The following is a 16,489-nucleotide window of genomic DNA, read 5'->3' on the forward strand; positions in this document are numbered from 1 at the left end:
CCGCTGCAACCACAGCCCGGACAGAGTGCGCACTATCATCGGTGCACATCCCACATGAGTTCCGACGCTGTACTTAGAACAGCGCTTCCAGATATTCCGTCTGAGGAGCAACGCCGATGCTCGTAACCTGCTGACTCAAGTGTCGTCGACCTGCCTACGGCCAAAATTCCTTGATGGCGATGGCGATGAGCATCGCCCCCATAAGTCCTTCGAGAACGCGCGAAAGTCGCTCAAGGGAGGCCCCGTGATCGGCCATCATGGCCACGAACCAGGTGCGGGCGAGGACAACCGCTCCCGCGACGGCTGCCAGGGTTAGGCCGACCCCGAGGAACATCGCGAGCGCGAACGTGAGACCCGCCTCCGGCACGCCCCGCGCCAAGGCGAGGAACATGGCGAACAGCGTCAGCGGGCACGGGATCAGTCCGGCGATAACACCAACCATCGGGCCTTCCCGATGCGGATGGGTTTGGCCCCGGATTGCGCGAACGAGGAACCACAGGCCGATTAGGGTCAGCAATCCCCGGCTCAAAGCCTCCAGTAGCGGGGCCTGCCCGGCCCCACCAAGGGTGCGGGTGATCAATGGAGCGGCTGTCAGCGCAATGATCACCGCTGACCCGACATGCGTCAGGGCGAGCGTCCCGGCCACCCCGATCCCGCGAAGGACCGCCAGGCGCGAGCCAACCAGGTAGGAGGCGAGCACCGTCTTGCCATGACCCGGGGTCAGGGCGTGCACGGCTCCGAACGCGATCCCAAGCGGCAGAATGAGGACCAGGGATGCCCAGTCGCGGCTCGCCGCAAAGGCGTTCAGGTCGGCCGTGATCGCCTGGCGGATCCATCCCTGGACCGCGATCAGGAACTCCATGCCTACATCCACCCCAGGGTGAGCCCGGTGACCGCGAGGTAACGGGCGGTCTTCGCCACCACTATCAGGGCGATGAACACGGGCAAAGGCTCGCGCAGGACACCTGCGACGATGGTGAGAGGGTCACCGATGATCGGCGCCCATGATAGCAGCAGGGACCAGCGCCCGTAGCGGCGGTACCAGCCCTCCGCCTTGGCGACCTGCTTCTGCGTGAGTGGGAACCAGCGCCGGCCCTCGAACCGGGTGATGAAGCGCCCCAGGTACCAGTTCACGCACGAACCGAGGATGTTGCCGATACTGGCGGCGAGCACCAGCAGCCAGACGTGGTAGTGCTCGGCTAGTAGCATGCCGGCCAGCACCACCTCAGACTGGAACGGGAACACCGTCGCCGACAGGAAGGCGGTCCCGGCCAAGCCGAGATACTCAAGCAAATGTTCCATCCGGGATCCAGCGCGGAGCCCTGCGCGAACCTGAGGGTCCGCGCAGGAAGCCCGCTCACTTCATGTGCTTGAGGCTGCCGAAGTCTCCAGTCGCGTTCAGCTTGACCGTGACCGGGGCGGAGCCGCGGTTGCGCCAGAACCAGCCATGCCCACCGTCGAAGCCGGCCGTGATCTCGCCCTCGTCGCCGGGGACGCCGCGGCCCTTGGAGTAGGAGACTTCCTTGCCACCTGGACCTGCGCCGTGGGTGTCATGATTGACGGTGCCGCCCTCGACCTTCCAGGAGTAGGTCAGCTTGGCACCCTGCTTCATGTCAGCCTTCACCTCGGTGCCCTCGCCAGGTTGGAGGGTGACCGAGATCTCCTGCGACCTGGCCGCCGGGGTCTGAGCCCGTGCCGAGCCGATCACGAGTTGGGCGAAGATCGAGCCGAGCAGGCTCGACCGCTGCTCGGGAGCTGGCGTAGAAGGCGCCACCGGAGCGGCGGGCGTCTGCCCGGCCTGGTCCCTGGCCCTGTCGGCCTCGGCTTCCTCGGCAAGCTGGGTCTTGATCTCGCCCATCTCGGTGAGGCCCAGCGCCCGTCCGGCTCCGGTCGGGTCGATACCGTACTCGGACGGCAGGACGACGGTGATGAGCAGCGCCGCGGCGACGCCGGCGGCTATGACGGTGGAGCGCAGGAGCTGGGCCGAGGTCGGGAGCTGGGCGCGGGTGGGCATGTCGGTGTTGTACATCGGTGTATTCCTTGGATGTGGGATCAAACGGCAGGAGGCGAGACGAAGTAGCCCGTGAGCTGCATGCCGATCAGCACGAAGCCGGCGCTCATCATCGCGACGTTGGCGGTGTAGGCGTGGCGGAAGAAGCCGTCAGTCCGACGCCAGTAGCCCATCAGGATCAGGATCGCGGACAGCGCCAGAAGCTGGCCGATCTCCACCCCGACGTTGAAGGCGAGCAGGTTTGGCAGCAGCCCGTCAGGAGCGACGTCGTACTCCTGGATCTTCGCCGCGAGGCCGAAGCCATGGAACAGGCCGAAGATCAGGGTGGCGACCTTGGTGTTGGGCTGGAAGCCGAACCAGCGCTGGAAGGCGCCGAGGTTGTCGAGCGCCTTGTAGACGACCGAGAAGCCGATGATGGCGTCGATCAGGTAGGCGCTGACGCTGACCCCATAGAGCACGCCGAAGATCATCGTCACCGAGTGGCCGAGGGCGAACAGGCTGACGTACAGGCCGATGTCCTTGGCCCGGTAGAGGAAGAAGATCACCCCGAGCAGGAACAGGATGTGGTCGTAGCCGGTCACCATGTGCTTGGCGCCGAGATAGACGAAGGGGATCAGGTGAACCCCGGTGATCTCTTGGATGTAGCCCTTGTCGCCCTCGGCGACGGCATGGGCGAGCGCCTCCAGGCCGGAGAGTGGGAGCATCAGGAGAGCTGCGGCGAGCAGGAGGAAAGCGGTCGGCGGGCGCACGGCAGGCGGCCGCCACCAGCCCCGGGAAAGAGGTCTGTGCATAGGAATGGTCCGTTGTTCGTACGAAAATGGTGGCCGCGCTCAGGCGGCCCATGGAGTCAGGCGACGAACGAAGGACAAGGCGGACGGTCGAGACGGATCGAGAGATGGAATGGTGGGCGCCCCTGCTCCCACTGCCGCAGGAACGTGCCGTCCGGGGCGATCAGCGATGCCGGCGCGGCCGCAAGTCCGAGCGTGACGTGAGAATGGTCCTTGTGCTCGGGGCCGTGACCGGGCCGATGCTCCGGGTCGAGGCCCTCGTCGTCATGGCTGTGCCCGTGACCGAGTTGGTCCGCGAGACCTGCGGACGCGAGGCTGTCCATGACCTGGGCCGCTGCGACCTCGTGCATCGACGGCGTCCCGCGCAGGAACGGCAACGCGCTCAGCATCACCGCCAGGGCAATGAGGATGCGAAATCCGTTCAGGAGGGACGCTCTCGTCATGAAGGGGATTTAAGGATCGCGGGGTTGATCGGCGGTTAACGGGCGCAGGGGGCGGACACCGGGAGGTAGGGTGAGACCCGCTGCATGCAAGGCGGCAGGGATGGGGGAGGATCATGTCCTTCCTGAGGCCGCCAACGAGTCCTGCCGTGCGGGCCAATGCCGGTGCAGGTCATCAATCGCGAACGCATGGGCGTGGCCGTGATCCCGATGCTCCCGCAGGTGCGGATGGTCCGGGGGCAGCTCCGGGTGGGCATGCGCGATTTCCTCGGGATCGTCCGCGGGCCAGAGCCGGGCCGCCAGGACGAAGCCGAGCAGGGTCACCACCCCGAGCACCGCCAGGGTCATGGGCATGCCGGCCGCGCGTCCGAGCCAGCCTGCCAGCGGATAGGTCAGAAGCCAGCACGCATGCGAGAGCGCGAACTGGGCGGCAAACAGGGCCGGACGGTCCTCCTCCCGGGCCGAGCGTCGCAGCAGCCGTCCAGTCGGCGTCTGCACCGCCGAATAGCCGATCCCGAGCAGGGTCCATGTGATCAGCAACGCCGCCCAACCGATGGTCCCGCCCCAGGTCGCGGCCGCGAAGGCCAGCAGGACCACGCCCAGCAGTGCCGCGGCCGGCAGCATCACCGCCCGGTCGGGCAGCCTGTCGAGCACCTTGGGCAGCAGCAGCGCCGCCACCATGGAGCCGCCTCCGAAACAGCCGAGCGCCACCGCGACGTCGTCCTCTGGCAGTCCGAGCACGCCGCGGACGATCACGACCGTGTTGACGATGACCATGGCCCCGGCCGCCGCGACCGACAGGTTGAGGGCCAGAAGGCCCCGCAGGCGCGGTGTCTTGAGGTAGATGCGCAGGCCACGTGTGGTCTTGTCGTAGATCTCGCCCTTGCGCTCGGACATGGCCGCCTGCGGGAGCCGCACCGACAGTACTAGGGCGGCGGAGCACAGGAAGCCGACCACCGTACCGCCGAACAGCCAGTGGAAGCTGATCACTGTCAGGAGGGCTGCTGCCAGCGCCGGGCTGAGCAGGCTCTCGAGGTCGTAGGCTAGGCGCGAGAGCGACAGCGCTCGGGTGTAGTCCTTCTCGTCCGGCAGGACGTCCGGGATGGTGGCCTGGAAGGTCGGCGTGAAAGCCGCCGAGGCCGATTGCAGCAGGAAGATGAGGACGTAGATCTGCCAGACCTCGGTAATGAACGGCAACAGCAAAGCGATCGCAGCCCGGACCAGGTCCATCGACACCAGGAAGGCGCGGCGGGGAAGCTGGTTGGCGAAGGCACCGACGACGGGGGCCACGCCGACATAGGCCACCATCTTGATCGCCAGCGCGGTCCCGAGGACCACGCCTGCGTCCGCGCCGGCGAGCTCGAAGGCCAAAAGGCCGAGCGCGACCGTCAGGAGGCCCGTGCCGGCGAGCGCGATCACCTGGGCCGCGAACAGGTGACGGTAGGTGCGGTTGGCGAGAACGTCGAGCATGGGTGATCCCTGACCGGATTGGAACGTGCGGGGCCGCGATGGAAGGAACGCAGCGAAGGCCTGCCAAGCACCAACTGGCTTGCCATATCCCCTCCTGGGGGATAGGACAAACGCATGATCCATGCAAGCCACCCCGATATCCTGGCCCGCCTGAAGCGGGCGCATGGCCACCTCGCCTCCGTCATCCATATGATCGAGGCGGGCCGCCCCTGCGCTGACCTCGCCCAGCAGCTCCATGCGGTCGAGAAGGCGATCGCCAACGCCAAGCGCGAGCTGATCCAGGATCACATCGACCACTGCCTAGAGGATGCTGCCGCGCAAGGCGGACGGGAGGCCAAGGCGGCGCTCGCCGAGTTCAAGTCCATCACCAAGTACCTTTGAGACCCGGATGCCCAACATTGCCCAAATCCTCCAATCCGGCGGCAATGGCTAAATCTACCTGCCCATCTCCGTCCTGCTCGGTGCCCTGCACGGGCTGGAACCCGGACACTCCAAGACCATGATGGCGGCTTACATCGTGGCGATCCGCGGCACCATCGGACAGGCCATCCTGCTCGGCGTGTGTGCCGCCCTCTCGCACTCGCTGATAGTCTGGATCGCGGCCACGCTCGGCGCAATCATGCTGATGCAGGGATTCGTTGATCTGACCGCACCGGCGACGCCCCTGTCGTGACGGACGTGGCCCGCCGTCGTCATCCCCTACCGTCGTCGCGCAAGCTGGCCGGCTCGGTCGCCCTTGCCGCGCTTTCCGCCGCCGCAATCCTGATCCTGCTTGTCCTCCCGGCCGAGTACGAGACCGATCCGACCGGGTTCGGGCAGATGATTGGCCTCGTCCCCACGGACGAGGAGAGGGCCAGGGCCTTGGTCTTTGACCCGCCGCTGATCCCCGAGCCTGCCGAACCGAGCCGACCTATCCGCTGAGGACCCTGTGGGCACCCAGCGGGCCGGCCCTCCGAGATCGGTGGCGCCAGATTCATCAGGATGGCTCTACAGCCAGCGCCGGACACGCGAGCGGTAGCCGCGGTAGACATCGCCGAACTTGCGCTCGAGGTAGGCTTCCTCGCGGGCCACGACGCCGTAGCGGATCACGAGCGCGAAGGGCGCCAGCATCAGCAGCAGCCAGGGATTGTCGAGCGCGATGCCTAAGCCGATCAGACCCAGGAACATGCCGAGGTAGATGGGATTGCGCGTGAAGCGGTAGGGTCCGCTTTCGACGAGGGTGGTGCTCGGCCGGTTGGTGGGGACGTTCGTGCCGGCCCGGGTCATCGTCACGATGGCCCAGGCGAACAGCGCCAGCGCGGCGACAAACACCATCGCGCCGAGCCAGCCCACAGGCAGATAGGGCGGCAGGAACGGCAAGGGCACGAGCCAATTGAGCGCAAGCCCGGCCATGACGGCCAGCCCCCATGCGAGGGGCGGCCGAATGATGACGTGAGCGGTATCTGCGGTGTCTGCCATGGCGGGACCGTGAGCCCGAGGTTCTTGTCCGGATCGCTTGCAGACTACCATCAAGTGCTGCCAAAGCAGACCCGCAACCCTGGACTGGCAGGTCCGGCATTCGTTTGGAGGAGCCACTGCCGGTGATGGACGACGGTCGACGTCGGCGGGCCACGTCGGGTAGAGTGCCATCCAGGTTCCCCTGCGGGACGGACGATCATGACCAGTCGAAGCGGCGCCCCGGCGGTTGTCGGCGATATCCCACTCCCCGACGCGGACTTTAGCGACGCCTACTTCGTCCAGGTCGCCGAACCTCTGGACGCTCTCCAGGCGGCGCGGCGGATGGTGAGGCGGCGGCCCTCGTGGGTGGACGGTCTTCTCGCGCTGCGCAACCTTGCTGTCACGCCGTTCGGGCTCAAGCGCGGTGCGCCGACTGCGGCCGAGCGGATCGGGATCTTCCCCGTGGTGAGCGCTTCTCCGGAGCGGGTGGTGATGGGGTTCGACGACGCCCACCTCGATTTCCGGATTGTGGTCGATGTCGTGCCAGCGAGGAGTGGGTCGCAGATCACGGCAACGACCTACGTGCGCACGAGGAACCGCCTCGGGTGGCTCTATCTCGCCGCGGTGAAGCCGTTCCACCGCGTGATCGTCCCGGCGATGCTCGCGCAGGTCGAGAGGAACTGACGCAAGAAGGCTCGCTCCTGCCGAGGTGGAATCCTTTCTGGGATCAGTCGGTGAGAACGTAGGCCATGCCGAGCCACCAGGCTGCGACGATGAACGCCACCCCGAATGCCGCCAGCCACAACAATCGCTTCATCGAGATGTGCATCGACCTCCCCGCGGGATAGCAAGGAACGCCAGCCACAAACCGCATCAGCGTTCCTCCGGCGGCTTGATGGCCGAGAACTGCCACAGCAGCGCCAGATCATACATCGCCTTCAGGGTGCCGGCGAGGACGAGCGGCCTGCCCGCGGGCTGACAGCCCGCCATTGCCGGGCCGGCCGCATCGCGCCGGCCCGCGCCCTTCCCCCCTTATCCCCCATCCCGAACCCTACAAGGACAGGCAGCCTCGCGCGCCTGAACGATGATCCATGCCTTCTTCCCGCACGTCCATGCAGCGATCCCGTCGCCTCCGTCACGCGCCAAAACTCAACTCCGCCGACATGCCGTTGCAGCGCAAGCGCAAGGCCCTGCCCCCCGTTACCGATCCGGCTATGCGTCTTGCCATGGATCTGATCGTACGCGCCGTGCGCCAAGCCGGCGCGCACAACGTCCTGCGCGGCGGCAGCGGCGCAATCGCCCTCATCGTGAGGCATGCCCAGGATCTCACTCTCGTCAAGGAAGCCAGCGAGATGCTCCTGCTGCGGGCGCGCAGGGAATGGAATGACCTCGATCTGATCATCGAGGACCGCAATGCGGATGCCGTGAGGATCATCTCCATTGAGGAGAAGCTGCGGTGGACGGATGCCGACGCTGCTGCGCTGCTGGCCAAGCACCGCCGCGTGCTGGTGTTGGCCACCGAGGACGCCGACATCCCGTCCTTCTTCCGCCAGGCGGCGGAGGCAGTGGTGCCGCTCGCGCCTTGCGACTCCCATGCCCTGCGCGGCATGCTGTATGCCTTCTTCGGGCAGGCCCCGGCCGCCCACGAGTTGCCTGACGTAAGCGGGCTGTCGATCACCGCGGTCACCGCAGCCTTGCGCACTCGCGCCAGCCTGTCCCGGGCGCTGGCTTCTTTAAGTCGCGTGGCGCAAGCCCCCGTGGCCCCCACCGAGTCCATGCGCGATGTCAGGACAGATCCGACCCTTGCCGAACTCGCCGGTCTCGGAGAGGTTGCCGAGTGGGGGCAGTCGCTCGTCGTCGACTGGCTGGCTTACCGGGCGAAGGAGATCACCTGGGCCGAGATGCCCAAGGGCGCGGTGATGCACGGCAACTCCGGAACCGGCAAGACCACCGCCGCGAAGGCGATCGCCAGATCCTGCAACGCGCCGATCTTCATCCACTCGCTCGCCCGCTGGCAGGCCATGGGTCATCTCGGGGATCTGTTGAAGGCCATGCGCAAGGCTTTCGACGAGGCCAAGCGGAACGCGCCCTGCATCCTGTTTCTCGACGAGATCGATAGCTTCGGCGACCGGTCGCAATTCATTGATGCCCGCAACGAGCAGTATTGCCGCGAGGTGGTCAACGGCTTCCTCGAATGTCTCGACGGCGCCGACGGCCGCGAGGGTGTCGTGGTCATCGGGGCGACCAACTACCCCGACAAGATTGACCCCGCGATCCTGCGTCCGGGACGGTTGGAACGCCTGATCGCGATCCCGCTCCCCGATGCCACGGCCCGCGCCGCGATCCTACGTTTCCATCTCGCTGGGCTTCTCGAAGGCGCCGACCTGATGCCCCTGAGCCGGCGGCTGGAGGGCCTGTCCGGCGCCGATCTCGAGAAGATCGTGCGCGACGCTAGGCGCAAGGCACGCTTGGAGAAGCGGCCGGTAACCCTCGACGATCTGAATGCTTCGACGCCGCGGCTAATTGCGCTCTCGGAGGACGCCTATCACCGTATCTGCCTGCACGAGGCGGCGCATGCGCTCGTCGGCTGCCTGGTCATGTCCGAGACGAGCAATCCGCCGCTGATGGCGCGGGTCGTCCGCGAGGCACCACCCGGCCTGCCCGCCGGCGAGACGATGTTCGGCCGCTCGGTGGCCGTGCCGCTCACCCGCGCGGCCTATCTCGGCGACATCGCGGCGCTGCTGGCCGGCATGGCGGCGGAGACTATGCTGTTGGGCGAGCATTGCGACGGCTCGGGCAGCCGCGTGGGCTCGGACCTGCACCATGCCACATTGCGGGCGCTGGCGCTGGAGGTCGCGGCCGGCATGGGCGCGTCGCTCGTCTATCGCGGCAGCATGCAGGACCGGGATTTCCTCGACCTGCTGAACGCGGACGCCGCATTGCGGGAGCGTGTGGACAAGATTCTCCACTTTTGCCGAGAAAAGGCCGAAACCCTGTTGTCGGGCCACCGCTCGGCGCTGCTCGAGCTGACGGAAGCGCTTGCGGACAAAGGTGAAATCCATTTTCGCGACATCGTCGCCATAGTTCAAGCGCACAGGCCCAACCCAATCCTCAACGCCGCCCCCGGGACGAACGCAGTCGACGGGTCCGGCCCGCGCCGCAAGCGCCCGAAAACTTCAGCAAAATCAGGCCCCGTGAAGGATTCGCCCGGCATCTGAACCCAGCATGGAACACTTCGTGATCGGCTCTGCCAAGGACTCATCCGCCGTTATTGACGCCATCCTTCGTGACCTGGCAAAGGCGGACGACTGTTTCAACGAGGCCCCTGATGATCCGTCCTGTTTCCGCCCACGCTGTCTCTGCCGCCGCGGTCTTTGCCGCGGTGACAGACGACTATGTGGAGTCGAAGCAGGCCATGCGCTCAGCCTCACCCCAGCGCCCAACATTGGCCTTCCCCGACCACGGCTGCGCTCTCCGCCGAATAGCGGCCTGACCTGACGCGGCCCATCAGCGGCCGCTCCTCGTCCCATCCCACTGCCATCGCTCCGGAGCGCCGCGCCGGAGCACAGGAGAGCTTTGCCTTGTCCCTGCCCAATCCCCACCGCACGCCCGAGACCCCTGCCCACCTGCCCGACTGGACCAAGCCGCTGTCGCTGCGCTTCCAGCCGCCCGCGCCCGCCCCGAACGATCCCTTCCCCGACGCCTGGACGCCGCCGCAGGCGTCGGTCGCCTCGCGCAATCTGCCGCGCAACTTCAAGGGCTCCTTCCACGCCTTCATCCCTGATCCGGTGATCAACCGTGTCGTCACCGGCGAAAGCGGCCTCGAGGGCGGCTTCTACCTGCTGCTGCGCACCGACCCGCGCATCGCCTGGATCTGGGACCAGCCACCGCCGGTCGAATACGTCGACGAGGACGGCGTCGTGCACGAGCACACCTTCGACTACCTCGCCGTCCTGCACGACGGGCGCCGCATCGCCTTCGCGGTCAAGCCCGCCATCAAGGTGGCAAGCACCGGGATTGAGCGCGTGCTCGAACTGATCCGCGCGCAGCTCGATCCAAACTTCGCCACCAGCGTGGTGCTGCGCACGGAGGCCCACATCACGGCCGACCGCGTCCACAACGCCCGCATGATCCTCGACGCCTGCCAGCGCCGCGATGAGGCCCACCTCGCCCGGGTGCTGGGCCTGCTCGAGGGCGTCACCGGCGCGGTGCGCATTGCCGATCTCGTCGAGGCGAGCGGGCTCGAGGGCCATGCCCTGCCGGCCATCGCCTGCCTGATCGGCGACGGCCTGCTCACGCTGGCCCGTCCTGGCCGCATCGGCATGGACGCCTCCGTCATCCCCGTCCGCGCTCACTGATCGTCTCAACCACCCATCCGATCCATCCCGCACGAGGTTTTTCATGTCCGCTGCCCTGAAGCTCACGAAGTCCCAAACCGCTCCGCTGCCGGAATCCACCCGCACGGACGTGATGGCGCTGTTTCCCGATGACCGCATCCTGCTCGACGGCACCCCGCACCGCTGTCTCGACATTCGCCCGCATAAGGTCCTGCTCCAGAGCATGGACGGGGCCGGCCTGCACCAGACCTTCACCCACGCCCAGCTCTGGGGCCTGCTCGAGGCCGACCGCCTCGAGGTCGAGCGCAACTACTTCGCCCGCAACCGGGCCAACCTGCGCCTGATCCATGGCGCCCGCACCGTCTTCGACCTGCCGGAGGATGAGCGGGCAGTGGTGTTCACCCGCCAGCAGTTCATCCTGCGCCTGATCGAAAAGCGCGCTCAAGGCCTCGCCCCGAGCCTCGCCGACGACAAGCTGCCCGAGGTTCTGGAGACCATCGACAAGGAACTGACGAAGGAAGCGCGCGAGCGCTGGAAGCACGAGAAGACGTATTACAAGAACAGCTCCGGCCCTGGTTCGGGCAAGCCGGAGCGGCCCGAGCTGCCCGAGCCGTGGCAGGTGCGCCGCTGGCTCAAGCGCTGGCAGGAGACGGACGGTGACGTCTCGTGCCTGATGGACGCCACCCACCGCCGCGGCTACCGCACCGACCGCCTCGATGCGAAGGTGCGCGAGATCCTCAACGCGGTGGTCAAGGGCTATGCGAGCAACCTGCGTCCCTCGGCCCCGAAGCTGTTGATCGAGATCGAACGGCAGATCAACGCCGAGAACGACGCCCGCGCCGCCCGCGGCTAGGGCGAGACCGAGCTCACGGTGCCCAACCTGCGCACCATCTACCGGGCGATTGCCAAGCTCGATCCCTTCAAGGTTATGGCGGCGCGCAAGGGCGCGGCTTACGCCAACCATCATTTCTACGTCGTGCATAAGGGCGTCACCGCCACGCGCCTGCTCGAACGCGTCGAGATGGACGAGTGGGAGGTGCCGCTCATCACCGTGCTTGCCGGCACCAAGCTGTGGAAGACGTTTACGGACAAGCAGCGCGAGGAACTCAAGACCTGCCGCTGCTGGATCACGGCGGCGATCGACTGCGCCTCCCGCGTGATCCTCGCCCTGCACATGTCGATCCACGCGCCGTCCCGCGACAGCAGTTCGGCGGCCCTGCGGATGATGATGTCCGACAAGTCGGCGCTGGCGCTCTCCGCCGGCTGCCGCATGCCGTGGCCCTACCGCGGCAAACCGTCCCTGATCGTCACCGACCAGGGCACGGCGTTCGGTTCCGCCTTCTGCGAGCTGCTGATGCAGCTCGGCATCCCGTTCGAGCAGGCGCCCGGCGGACATCCCGAATTGCGCGGCACCATCGAGCGCCTGTTCGACACCCTGGAGGGAATCACCCTCGCGGACCTGAGCGGGCGCACCTTCGCCAATCCGGTCGACCGCGCCGACTATGACCCGGGGGCCAACGCCTGCGTCACCGCCGACGAGCTGTTGCAGTGCGCGGTGCTGGCGGTGACCGACATCTACCACCGGCGGCCGCATGCGGGGCTGAAGGGCGAGTCCCCAATGGCGGCCTGGGATCGCCTGTCGCGGGAATGGGCGGTGGCGCCCGAGCCGGGCCCGCGCCGCCTGCGCGAGGTCTTCGGCCGCGTGGTCAAGCGAAAGATCGGCAAGGAGGGCGTGCGGTTCCTCGGCCTGCGCTTCCAGTCGATCGAGCTTCAGCGCCTGCGCCGCCTCGTGCGGCAGCAGAAGGTCCAGATCAAGGTCGATGCCCAGGACCTCGGCGCGATCTCGGTCAAGGTGCCGGGCGAGCGCTGGATCGCGGTGCCGTGCGTGGAGAGCTTCGCACGGGGGCTGATCCTCGCTGATTGGATCGCCACTGGTGAGCGCCTGCGCCAGCGCTTCGCCACCCAAGCGAAACTGGCCCGTCCGATCGTGCTCGAGGCGGTGGCGGCGATCCGCGCCATCGGCGACGCGGCCCGCGCCCGCTGCGGCATTGCCCCGCCGGAAGCCACGGACACCGAGCTCAACCGCTACGAGCGCGACCTGTTCCGCACCTTCAGCATCCGCGAGAGCGCCGCGGTCGCCGCCAGCTACGACGACCTGCTTGGGCTGAGCGATGACGGGGACGAGACCGCCGGCACGCCGGACGAGGACACCGACGCCGACATTCTCGGCGATGAGGCGCCGGCCTCCCCCTACGGCCCCGCCGGCAACTGGACTGTGGAGCACGACAAGTGAGCCACTCCCCCCTTCATCCCCCGCAAGGAGACGCGAGCATGCCCCCAACCCAGAGGAGCCCTCCCATGACCGACATGACCATCACGCCGCCGCGCCCGCGCAAGGATGCCGGACCGCCCGATGACGCCGCCCTCGCATCCCTCGCCGGGTGGACGCCTGCCCCTTCCCAACCGGGAGACCTGACCATGACGACCTCTTCCACCGGAGACCTGCCCATGATTGCCCCCGCCACCCCGCATCAGGAGACCGAGACCACCATGACGAACCACACCAGCACCGCTTCCGACAACATCGTGCCGCTGCGCGAGGGCGACGCTCTCGCCCACACCCTGGCGGCCCCCACCAGCCTGCCCGAGCCCGTGCTCGACTTGACCGTCGGCGCTGGCCTGTCTGGCGCCGCCCATATCCTGCGTGACATGGGCCACGAGCGCATCATCGCCCGCATCGAGCGGCTCAACGCCGGCTTCATCCGCACGGGCATGTACGAGGTGCTGAAAGACGAGGTCGCCCGCCTCAAGGACCTGCACGGGCTGAATGTGTCCGGCCGCCGCGTCGAGGGCCGCGCCCTCGTCGTGGTCGGCGACAGCGGCGCCGGCAAGTCGGCGGCGATCGCCCGCCTGATCGCCTCCCAGCCCGAGCTCCAGCCGCGCAATCTGGCCGTCGGTCCCGTGGTGCCGATCGTCTCGATCACGGCGCCGTCGCCGTTCACCCCGCGGGCGCTCGCCATGGAGGTGATGAACCAGGGCCTCGGCTACGGCATGGTGCGCGACATCCGCGAGAACGTGGCCTATTCCCGCCTGCGCGAGCAGCTTCGCGTGCGCCAGGTGCGCATCCTGCACATCGACGAGATGCAGCATGCGCTCAGCGCCAACAACGCGCACGAAATGCAGAAGCTGTCCGACACCCTCAAGAACCTGATGCAGCATGCCGAGAACCCGGTATCGCTGATCCTCTCGGGCCTGCCGTCGCTGGTCGACTTCGTCAAGACCGACATCCAGCTTCAGCGCCGCTGCCGCTTCGTGCGCTTCGCGCCCCTGTCGTTTCCCGAGGATGTCGAGGGCCTGCGCCTGATCGTGAAGACGGTGAGCCAGGGGCTGGCCGACCTGACGCCAGTCGATCTCCTGGCCGACGAATTCCTGGCGCGCCTGTGTCGGGCCGCGGGCGGTCAGTTCGGGCTGGTGATCCAGATCTGCCGCGCGGCCGCCGAGGAGGCGATCCGCACGGGCTCGGACGACCTCAACCCGAAGCACTTCGCCGCGGCTTATGCCGCCGGCACGGGCTGCGCGCCGGACGAGAACCTGTTCACGGTGCGCGACTGGGAGTTCGTGTCCTCCGGCTTCGTTCCCACCGCGGCTCCGGCGGAACCGCAAGGTCCGGCCACGTCCCGCCGCAAGGGAGGCCGCGCATGAGTGCTCACATGTCTCTCCCCAAGCGCCTGCGCTACACCGTCGATCTCGGTCTGGGCGAAACTGCGCTCAGCCACGCATCGCGCACAGGCGCCCTGTACGGGCTCGATCTCGGCACCTTCTGTGCCGACCTGCGTGCCAGCGCCGTGAGCCTGGCCCACGGCGAGGAGGCGGCGCTTGCCCGCCTCGCTGCCACCGCTGGCGCCAATCTCGAGTCCCTGCGTCGCTTCGCGCTCAAACGTGAGCAGCCGCAGGGCGAGGCGCAGGTGTTCAGCCTCAACGGTCAGGGCTTAAGGCCCATGAGCCTGTGCCGCTCCCGGGTGCGGGTGTGCCTGGCCTGTCTCGCCGAGGATCTCGACAGCAGCGGGGCCCCCGACCGCCTGCGTCCCTATGGGCGCGCGGCCTGGATGCTGGCCTCCGTCCGTGCCTGTGCCCGGCACGGATTTACACTCACGTGCCTGCCGGCTCCCGACGAACGGCCGGGCGTGCCGGACTTCGCGGCCGTCGTGCAGGCGAACTGGGCCACGATCACGGCGGGGCGGATCAAGGGCGAGGAGCTGCCGGCCTCGCCCTTCGAAGCGTACCTGCTCGCGCGCATCTGGGGCGATGCGCCTCCTGTTCCGATGCTCGACGGCTTGCCCTGGTATGCCGTTGCCCGGGCCTGCGAGATGATGGGCGCCGTGTCCCTGCATGGCCCGCGGGTGCGCCGCAGCCGCCTCAGCGAGAGGCAGTGGCGCGAGGCCGGAGACGAAGGCTACCGCATCGCAGTGGCCGGGGACGAGGCCTTCACAGACCTCCTGACCCGTCTGCATACCCAGGTGCGGGCGGTCGAGGACGGCAAGCCCCGGCGCAAGGTCGGCCGCTTCTACGAGTGGCTCTCGAGCGAGGAAAAGGATCCCGCCTATGCGCCCATCCGGGATAGGATCGCCTCTCACCTGATCGCCACGACGGCGGTCGGCCCCGGCGACGAGATCTTCGGCAAGCCCGTCACCGCGCGGCGCATGCACTCGGTCCATACCCTGTCACAGGAGACGGGCGAGCATCCGAAGCGCCTGCGCAAGCTGCTCCTGCGCCAAGGCCTGATCGACGAGGACAGCCGTGATCTGTCCGACGACCAGGTGGTGTTCCCAGTGGGGGCTACCGCGAGCCTGGCGCTCGAGGTCACGGGGGCGCTGAGCCTCAAGCGGGCCGGCCATTACCTGAACGCACCGCGCGTGCAGATGACGCTGCTGCATGAGGCCGGCCTCATCCGGCCGCTCGCCGGCAAAGGCTCGGACCTGCGCCCGGTCTTTGCCCGCGCCGAGCTCGACGGCTTCCTCGCCCGCCTGCTCGGCGATGCCGAGCCGGTCACCGTTCCCATGGAGGGGATGGCCACCGTTCCCATGGAGGGGATGGCCACCATTCCCGAGGCCGCCAAGCGCGCGAACTGCTCGGCGCAGGAGATCGTCGCGGCGATCCTGGAGCGTTCGCTCGGCTTCATTGGCCAGAGGACGGGCACGCGCGGCTACCTGTCGGTGCTCGTCAACGTGGAGGAGGTCCGGGCGGCGGTGCGCCGTCCGGATCACGGCAGTCTCTCGCTGCGCGATGTCGAGCGGCGTCTCGGCGTTCACACCTCCGCGGTCCAGGGCCTGATCGCCGGCGGTCATCTCGCAAGCGAGGTTGCCGTCAATCCGGTCAACCGCTGTCCCCAGACGGTGGTGACCGAAGTGGAGATGACGCGCTTCGAGAGTGAGACCGTCACTCTGTCCCGGCTTGCCCGGGAGCGGCATCAGTCACGCGAGGCGTTGCGGCGGATGCTGGCCGCGCGCGGCATAAAGCCCGCCATCGTGATAGAAGCCGCGAAACGAACGCTGCTGTTCCGGCGCGACGCCGTTCCCACATGACGTAAACGCAGTCACGCCCGGTCAGGCGAAACCCCCGAGGAATTCCTCGGGGGTTTTTTGTTGGCTGAAAGAGCTGGAGCCTGGTGCCCATCCGAGGCGGAAATCAATGACGTGCTGGTGAGTCAAGACGGAGAGGTAATGCGTCAGGACCCGGAATCTGCCCCCAGAAAATAAGAGTTTGAGCCGATCCTGGTGAAACTTAATGAGTCAATCTACATCGCTCCTCAAGTTGGAAAAGTTACACCTCAGCATCGCATGGACGTGCGTCTCCGCATGGCTAAGCTCAAGTTTCGCCTTGAGACTTGACCTTCATGATCACAAGCAACGTCAGTTCTGAAGCGCATCTCAGCGGCATGCACGACGAGACGCCCTCTAAAGATGCATTTTGAAGTGGATAACGTAACTATAATGTCAATTATAGGAT

16 protein-coding genes and 1 pseudogene are annotated in these 16,489 nt (G+C 67.3%); 10 read left to right on the forward strand and 7 right to left on the reverse strand.

The window, feature by feature from the left end:
- Window positions 1–154: 154 nt before the first annotated feature.
- The 6 genes from JAO75_RS20835 to JAO75_RS20860 all read right to left on the reverse strand — a co-directional run bounded on the left by JAO75_RS20835 (window position 155) and on the right by JAO75_RS20860 (window position 4,709).
- Window positions 155–862 carry an ABC transporter permease gene (locus tag JAO75_RS20835; protein ID WP_199051069.1) on the reverse strand — a complete coding sequence of 236 codons (708 nt, stop codon included), beginning with the start codon at window positions 860–862 and terminating at the stop codon, window positions 155–157.
- A 2-nt stretch (window positions 863–864) separates the two neighbouring features.
- Window positions 865–1,302, reverse strand: a complete 438-nt coding sequence (locus JAO75_RS20840) for a YqaA family protein (RefSeq protein ID WP_199051070.1) — start codon at window positions 1,300–1,302, stop codon at window positions 865–867.
- A gap of 55 nt (window positions 1,303–1,357) precedes the next feature.
- Window positions 1,358–2,029: a transmembrane anchor protein gene (locus tag JAO75_RS20845; protein WP_199051071.1), complete on the reverse strand. Its 672-nt coding sequence runs from the start codon at window positions 2,027–2,029 to the stop codon at window positions 1,358–1,360.
- A gap of 23 nt (window positions 2,030–2,052) precedes the next feature.
- The gene (locus JAO75_RS20850) at window positions 2,053–2,802 is read right to left on the reverse strand and encodes a HupE/UreJ family protein (RefSeq protein ID WP_199051072.1); all 750 of its coding nucleotides are present in this window, start codon (window positions 2,800–2,802) and stop codon (window positions 2,053–2,055) included.
- 56 nt (window positions 2,803–2,858) lie between these two features.
- Window positions 2,859–3,242, reverse strand: coding sequence for a hypothetical protein (locus JAO75_RS20855; RefSeq protein WP_199051073.1), 384 nt, complete (start codon window positions 3,240–3,242; stop codon window positions 2,859–2,861).
- Window positions 3,243–3,353: 111 nt separating this feature from the next.
- On the reverse strand, window positions 3,354–4,709 hold the full coding sequence (locus JAO75_RS20860) for an MFS transporter (protein WP_199051074.1): 1,356 nt from the start codon (window positions 4,707–4,709) through the stop codon (window positions 3,354–3,356).
- A gap of 114 nt (window positions 4,710–4,823) precedes the next feature.
- Here JAO75_RS20860 and JAO75_RS20865 point away from each other — a divergent pair, with 114 nt between their 5' ends.
- The 3 genes and pseudogenes from JAO75_RS20865 to JAO75_RS20875 all read left to right on the forward strand — a co-directional run bounded on the left by JAO75_RS20865 (window position 4,824) and on the right by JAO75_RS20875 (window position 5,630).
- Window positions 4,824–5,090: a metal-sensing transcriptional repressor gene (locus tag JAO75_RS20865; protein ID WP_199051075.1), complete on the forward strand. Its 267-nt coding sequence runs from the start codon at window positions 4,824–4,826 to the stop codon at window positions 5,088–5,090.
- Window positions 5,091–5,142: 52 nt separating this feature from the next.
- Window positions 5,143–5,322 (forward strand): annotated as a pseudogene (locus JAO75_RS20870) (HoxN/HupN/NixA family nickel/cobalt transporter); the annotation flags it as partial.
- A gap of 56 nt (window positions 5,323–5,378) precedes the next feature.
- Window positions 5,379–5,630, forward strand: a complete 252-nt coding sequence (locus JAO75_RS20875; protein ID WP_199051076.1) for a hypothetical protein — start codon at window positions 5,379–5,381, stop codon at window positions 5,628–5,630.
- 66 nt (window positions 5,631–5,696) lie between these two features.
- On the opposite strand, the gene JAO75_RS20880 is transcribed toward JAO75_RS20875, so the two are convergent.
- Complete coding sequence (locus tag JAO75_RS20880) at window positions 5,697–6,167, reverse strand: methyltransferase family protein (RefSeq protein ID WP_199051077.1); 471 nt, start codon at window positions 6,165–6,167, stop codon at window positions 5,697–5,699.
- 198 nt (window positions 6,168–6,365) lie between these two features.
- On the opposite strand from JAO75_RS20880, the gene JAO75_RS20885 reads away from it, so the two are divergent.
- The 7 genes from JAO75_RS20885 to JAO75_RS20915 all read left to right on the forward strand — a co-directional run bounded on the left by JAO75_RS20885 (window position 6,366) and on the right by JAO75_RS20915 (window position 16,065).
- Window positions 6,366–6,830, forward strand: coding sequence for a DUF2867 domain-containing protein (locus JAO75_RS20885; protein WP_199051078.1), 465 nt, complete (start codon window positions 6,366–6,368; stop codon window positions 6,828–6,830).
- A gap of 407 nt (window positions 6,831–7,237) precedes the next feature.
- The gene (locus JAO75_RS20890) at window positions 7,238–9,364 is read left to right on the forward strand and encodes an AAA family ATPase (RefSeq protein WP_199051079.1); all 2,127 of its coding nucleotides are present in this window, start codon (window positions 7,238–7,240) and stop codon (window positions 9,362–9,364) included.
- Window positions 9,365–9,727: 363 nt separating this feature from the next.
- Window positions 9,728–10,504, forward strand: a complete 777-nt coding sequence (locus JAO75_RS20895) for a hypothetical protein (protein ID WP_199051080.1) — start codon at window positions 9,728–9,730, stop codon at window positions 10,502–10,504.
- 43 nt (window positions 10,505–10,547) lie between these two features.
- Window positions 10,548–11,336 carry a hypothetical protein gene (locus JAO75_RS20900; protein WP_199051081.1) on the forward strand — a complete coding sequence of 263 codons (789 nt, stop codon included), beginning with the start codon at window positions 10,548–10,550 and terminating at the stop codon, window positions 11,334–11,336.
- A gap of 18 nt (window positions 11,337–11,354) precedes the next feature.
- Complete coding sequence (locus tag JAO75_RS20905) at window positions 11,355–12,776, forward strand: Mu transposase C-terminal domain-containing protein (protein WP_199051082.1); 1,422 nt, start codon at window positions 11,355–11,357, stop codon at window positions 12,774–12,776.
- 65 nt (window positions 12,777–12,841) lie between these two features.
- Window positions 12,842–14,185: a TniB family NTP-binding protein gene (locus JAO75_RS20910; RefSeq protein ID WP_199051083.1), complete on the forward strand. Its 1,344-nt coding sequence runs from the start codon at window positions 12,842–12,844 to the stop codon at window positions 14,183–14,185.
- A complete protein-coding gene (locus JAO75_RS20915) occupies window positions 14,182–16,065 on the forward strand; it encodes a TniQ family protein (RefSeq protein WP_199051084.1) in 1,884 nt (627 codons plus the stop codon). The genes JAO75_RS20910 and JAO75_RS20915 overlap by 4 nt, the downstream gene beginning before the upstream one ends.
- Window positions 16,066–16,489 lie beyond the last annotated feature (424 nt).

Source organism: Microvirga splendida (genome assembly GCF_016427565.1).
Classification (GTDB): Bacteria; Pseudomonadota; Alphaproteobacteria; order Rhizobiales; family Beijerinckiaceae; genus Microvirga; species Microvirga splendida.

Coding starts and splice junctions, on each gene's coding strand:
- JAO75_RS20910 (WP_199051083.1), top strand. CDS start 12,842: ATGACCGACATGACCATCACGCCGCCGCGCCCGCGCAAGGATGCCGGA.
- JAO75_RS20915 (WP_199051084.1), top strand. CDS start 14,182: ATGAGTGCTCACATGTCTCTCCCCAAGCGCCTGCGCTACACCGTCGAT.
- JAO75_RS20840 (WP_199051070.1), bottom strand. CDS start 1,302: ATGGAACATTTGCTTGAGTATCTCGGCTTGGCCGGGACCGCCTTCCTG.
- JAO75_RS20880 (WP_199051077.1), bottom strand. CDS start 6,167: ATGGCAGACACCGCAGATACCGCTCACGTCATCATTCGGCCGCCCCTC.
- JAO75_RS20850 (WP_199051072.1), bottom strand. CDS start 2,802: ATGCACAGACCTCTTTCCCGGGGCTGGTGGCGGCCGCCTGCCGTGCGC.
- JAO75_RS20865 (WP_199051075.1), top strand. CDS start 4,824: ATGATCCATGCAAGCCACCCCGATATCCTGGCCCGCCTGAAGCGGGCG.
- JAO75_RS20860 (WP_199051074.1), bottom strand. CDS start 4,709: ATGCTCGACGTTCTCGCCAACCGCACCTACCGTCACCTGTTCGCGGCC.
- JAO75_RS20835 (WP_199051069.1), bottom strand. CDS start 862: ATGGAGTTCCTGATCGCGGTCCAGGGATGGATCCGCCAGGCGATCACG.
- JAO75_RS20855 (WP_199051073.1), bottom strand. CDS start 3,242: ATGACGAGAGCGTCCCTCCTGAACGGATTTCGCATCCTCATTGCCCTG.
- JAO75_RS20890 (WP_199051079.1), top strand. CDS start 7,238: ATGCCTTCTTCCCGCACGTCCATGCAGCGATCCCGTCGCCTCCGTCAC.
- JAO75_RS20900 (WP_199051081.1), top strand. CDS start 10,548: ATGTCCGCTGCCCTGAAGCTCACGAAGTCCCAAACCGCTCCGCTGCCG.
- JAO75_RS20885 (WP_199051078.1), top strand. CDS start 6,366: ATGACCAGTCGAAGCGGCGCCCCGGCGGTTGTCGGCGATATCCCACTC.
- JAO75_RS20845 (WP_199051071.1), bottom strand. CDS start 2,029: ATGTACAACACCGACATGCCCACCCGCGCCCAGCTCCCGACCTCGGCC.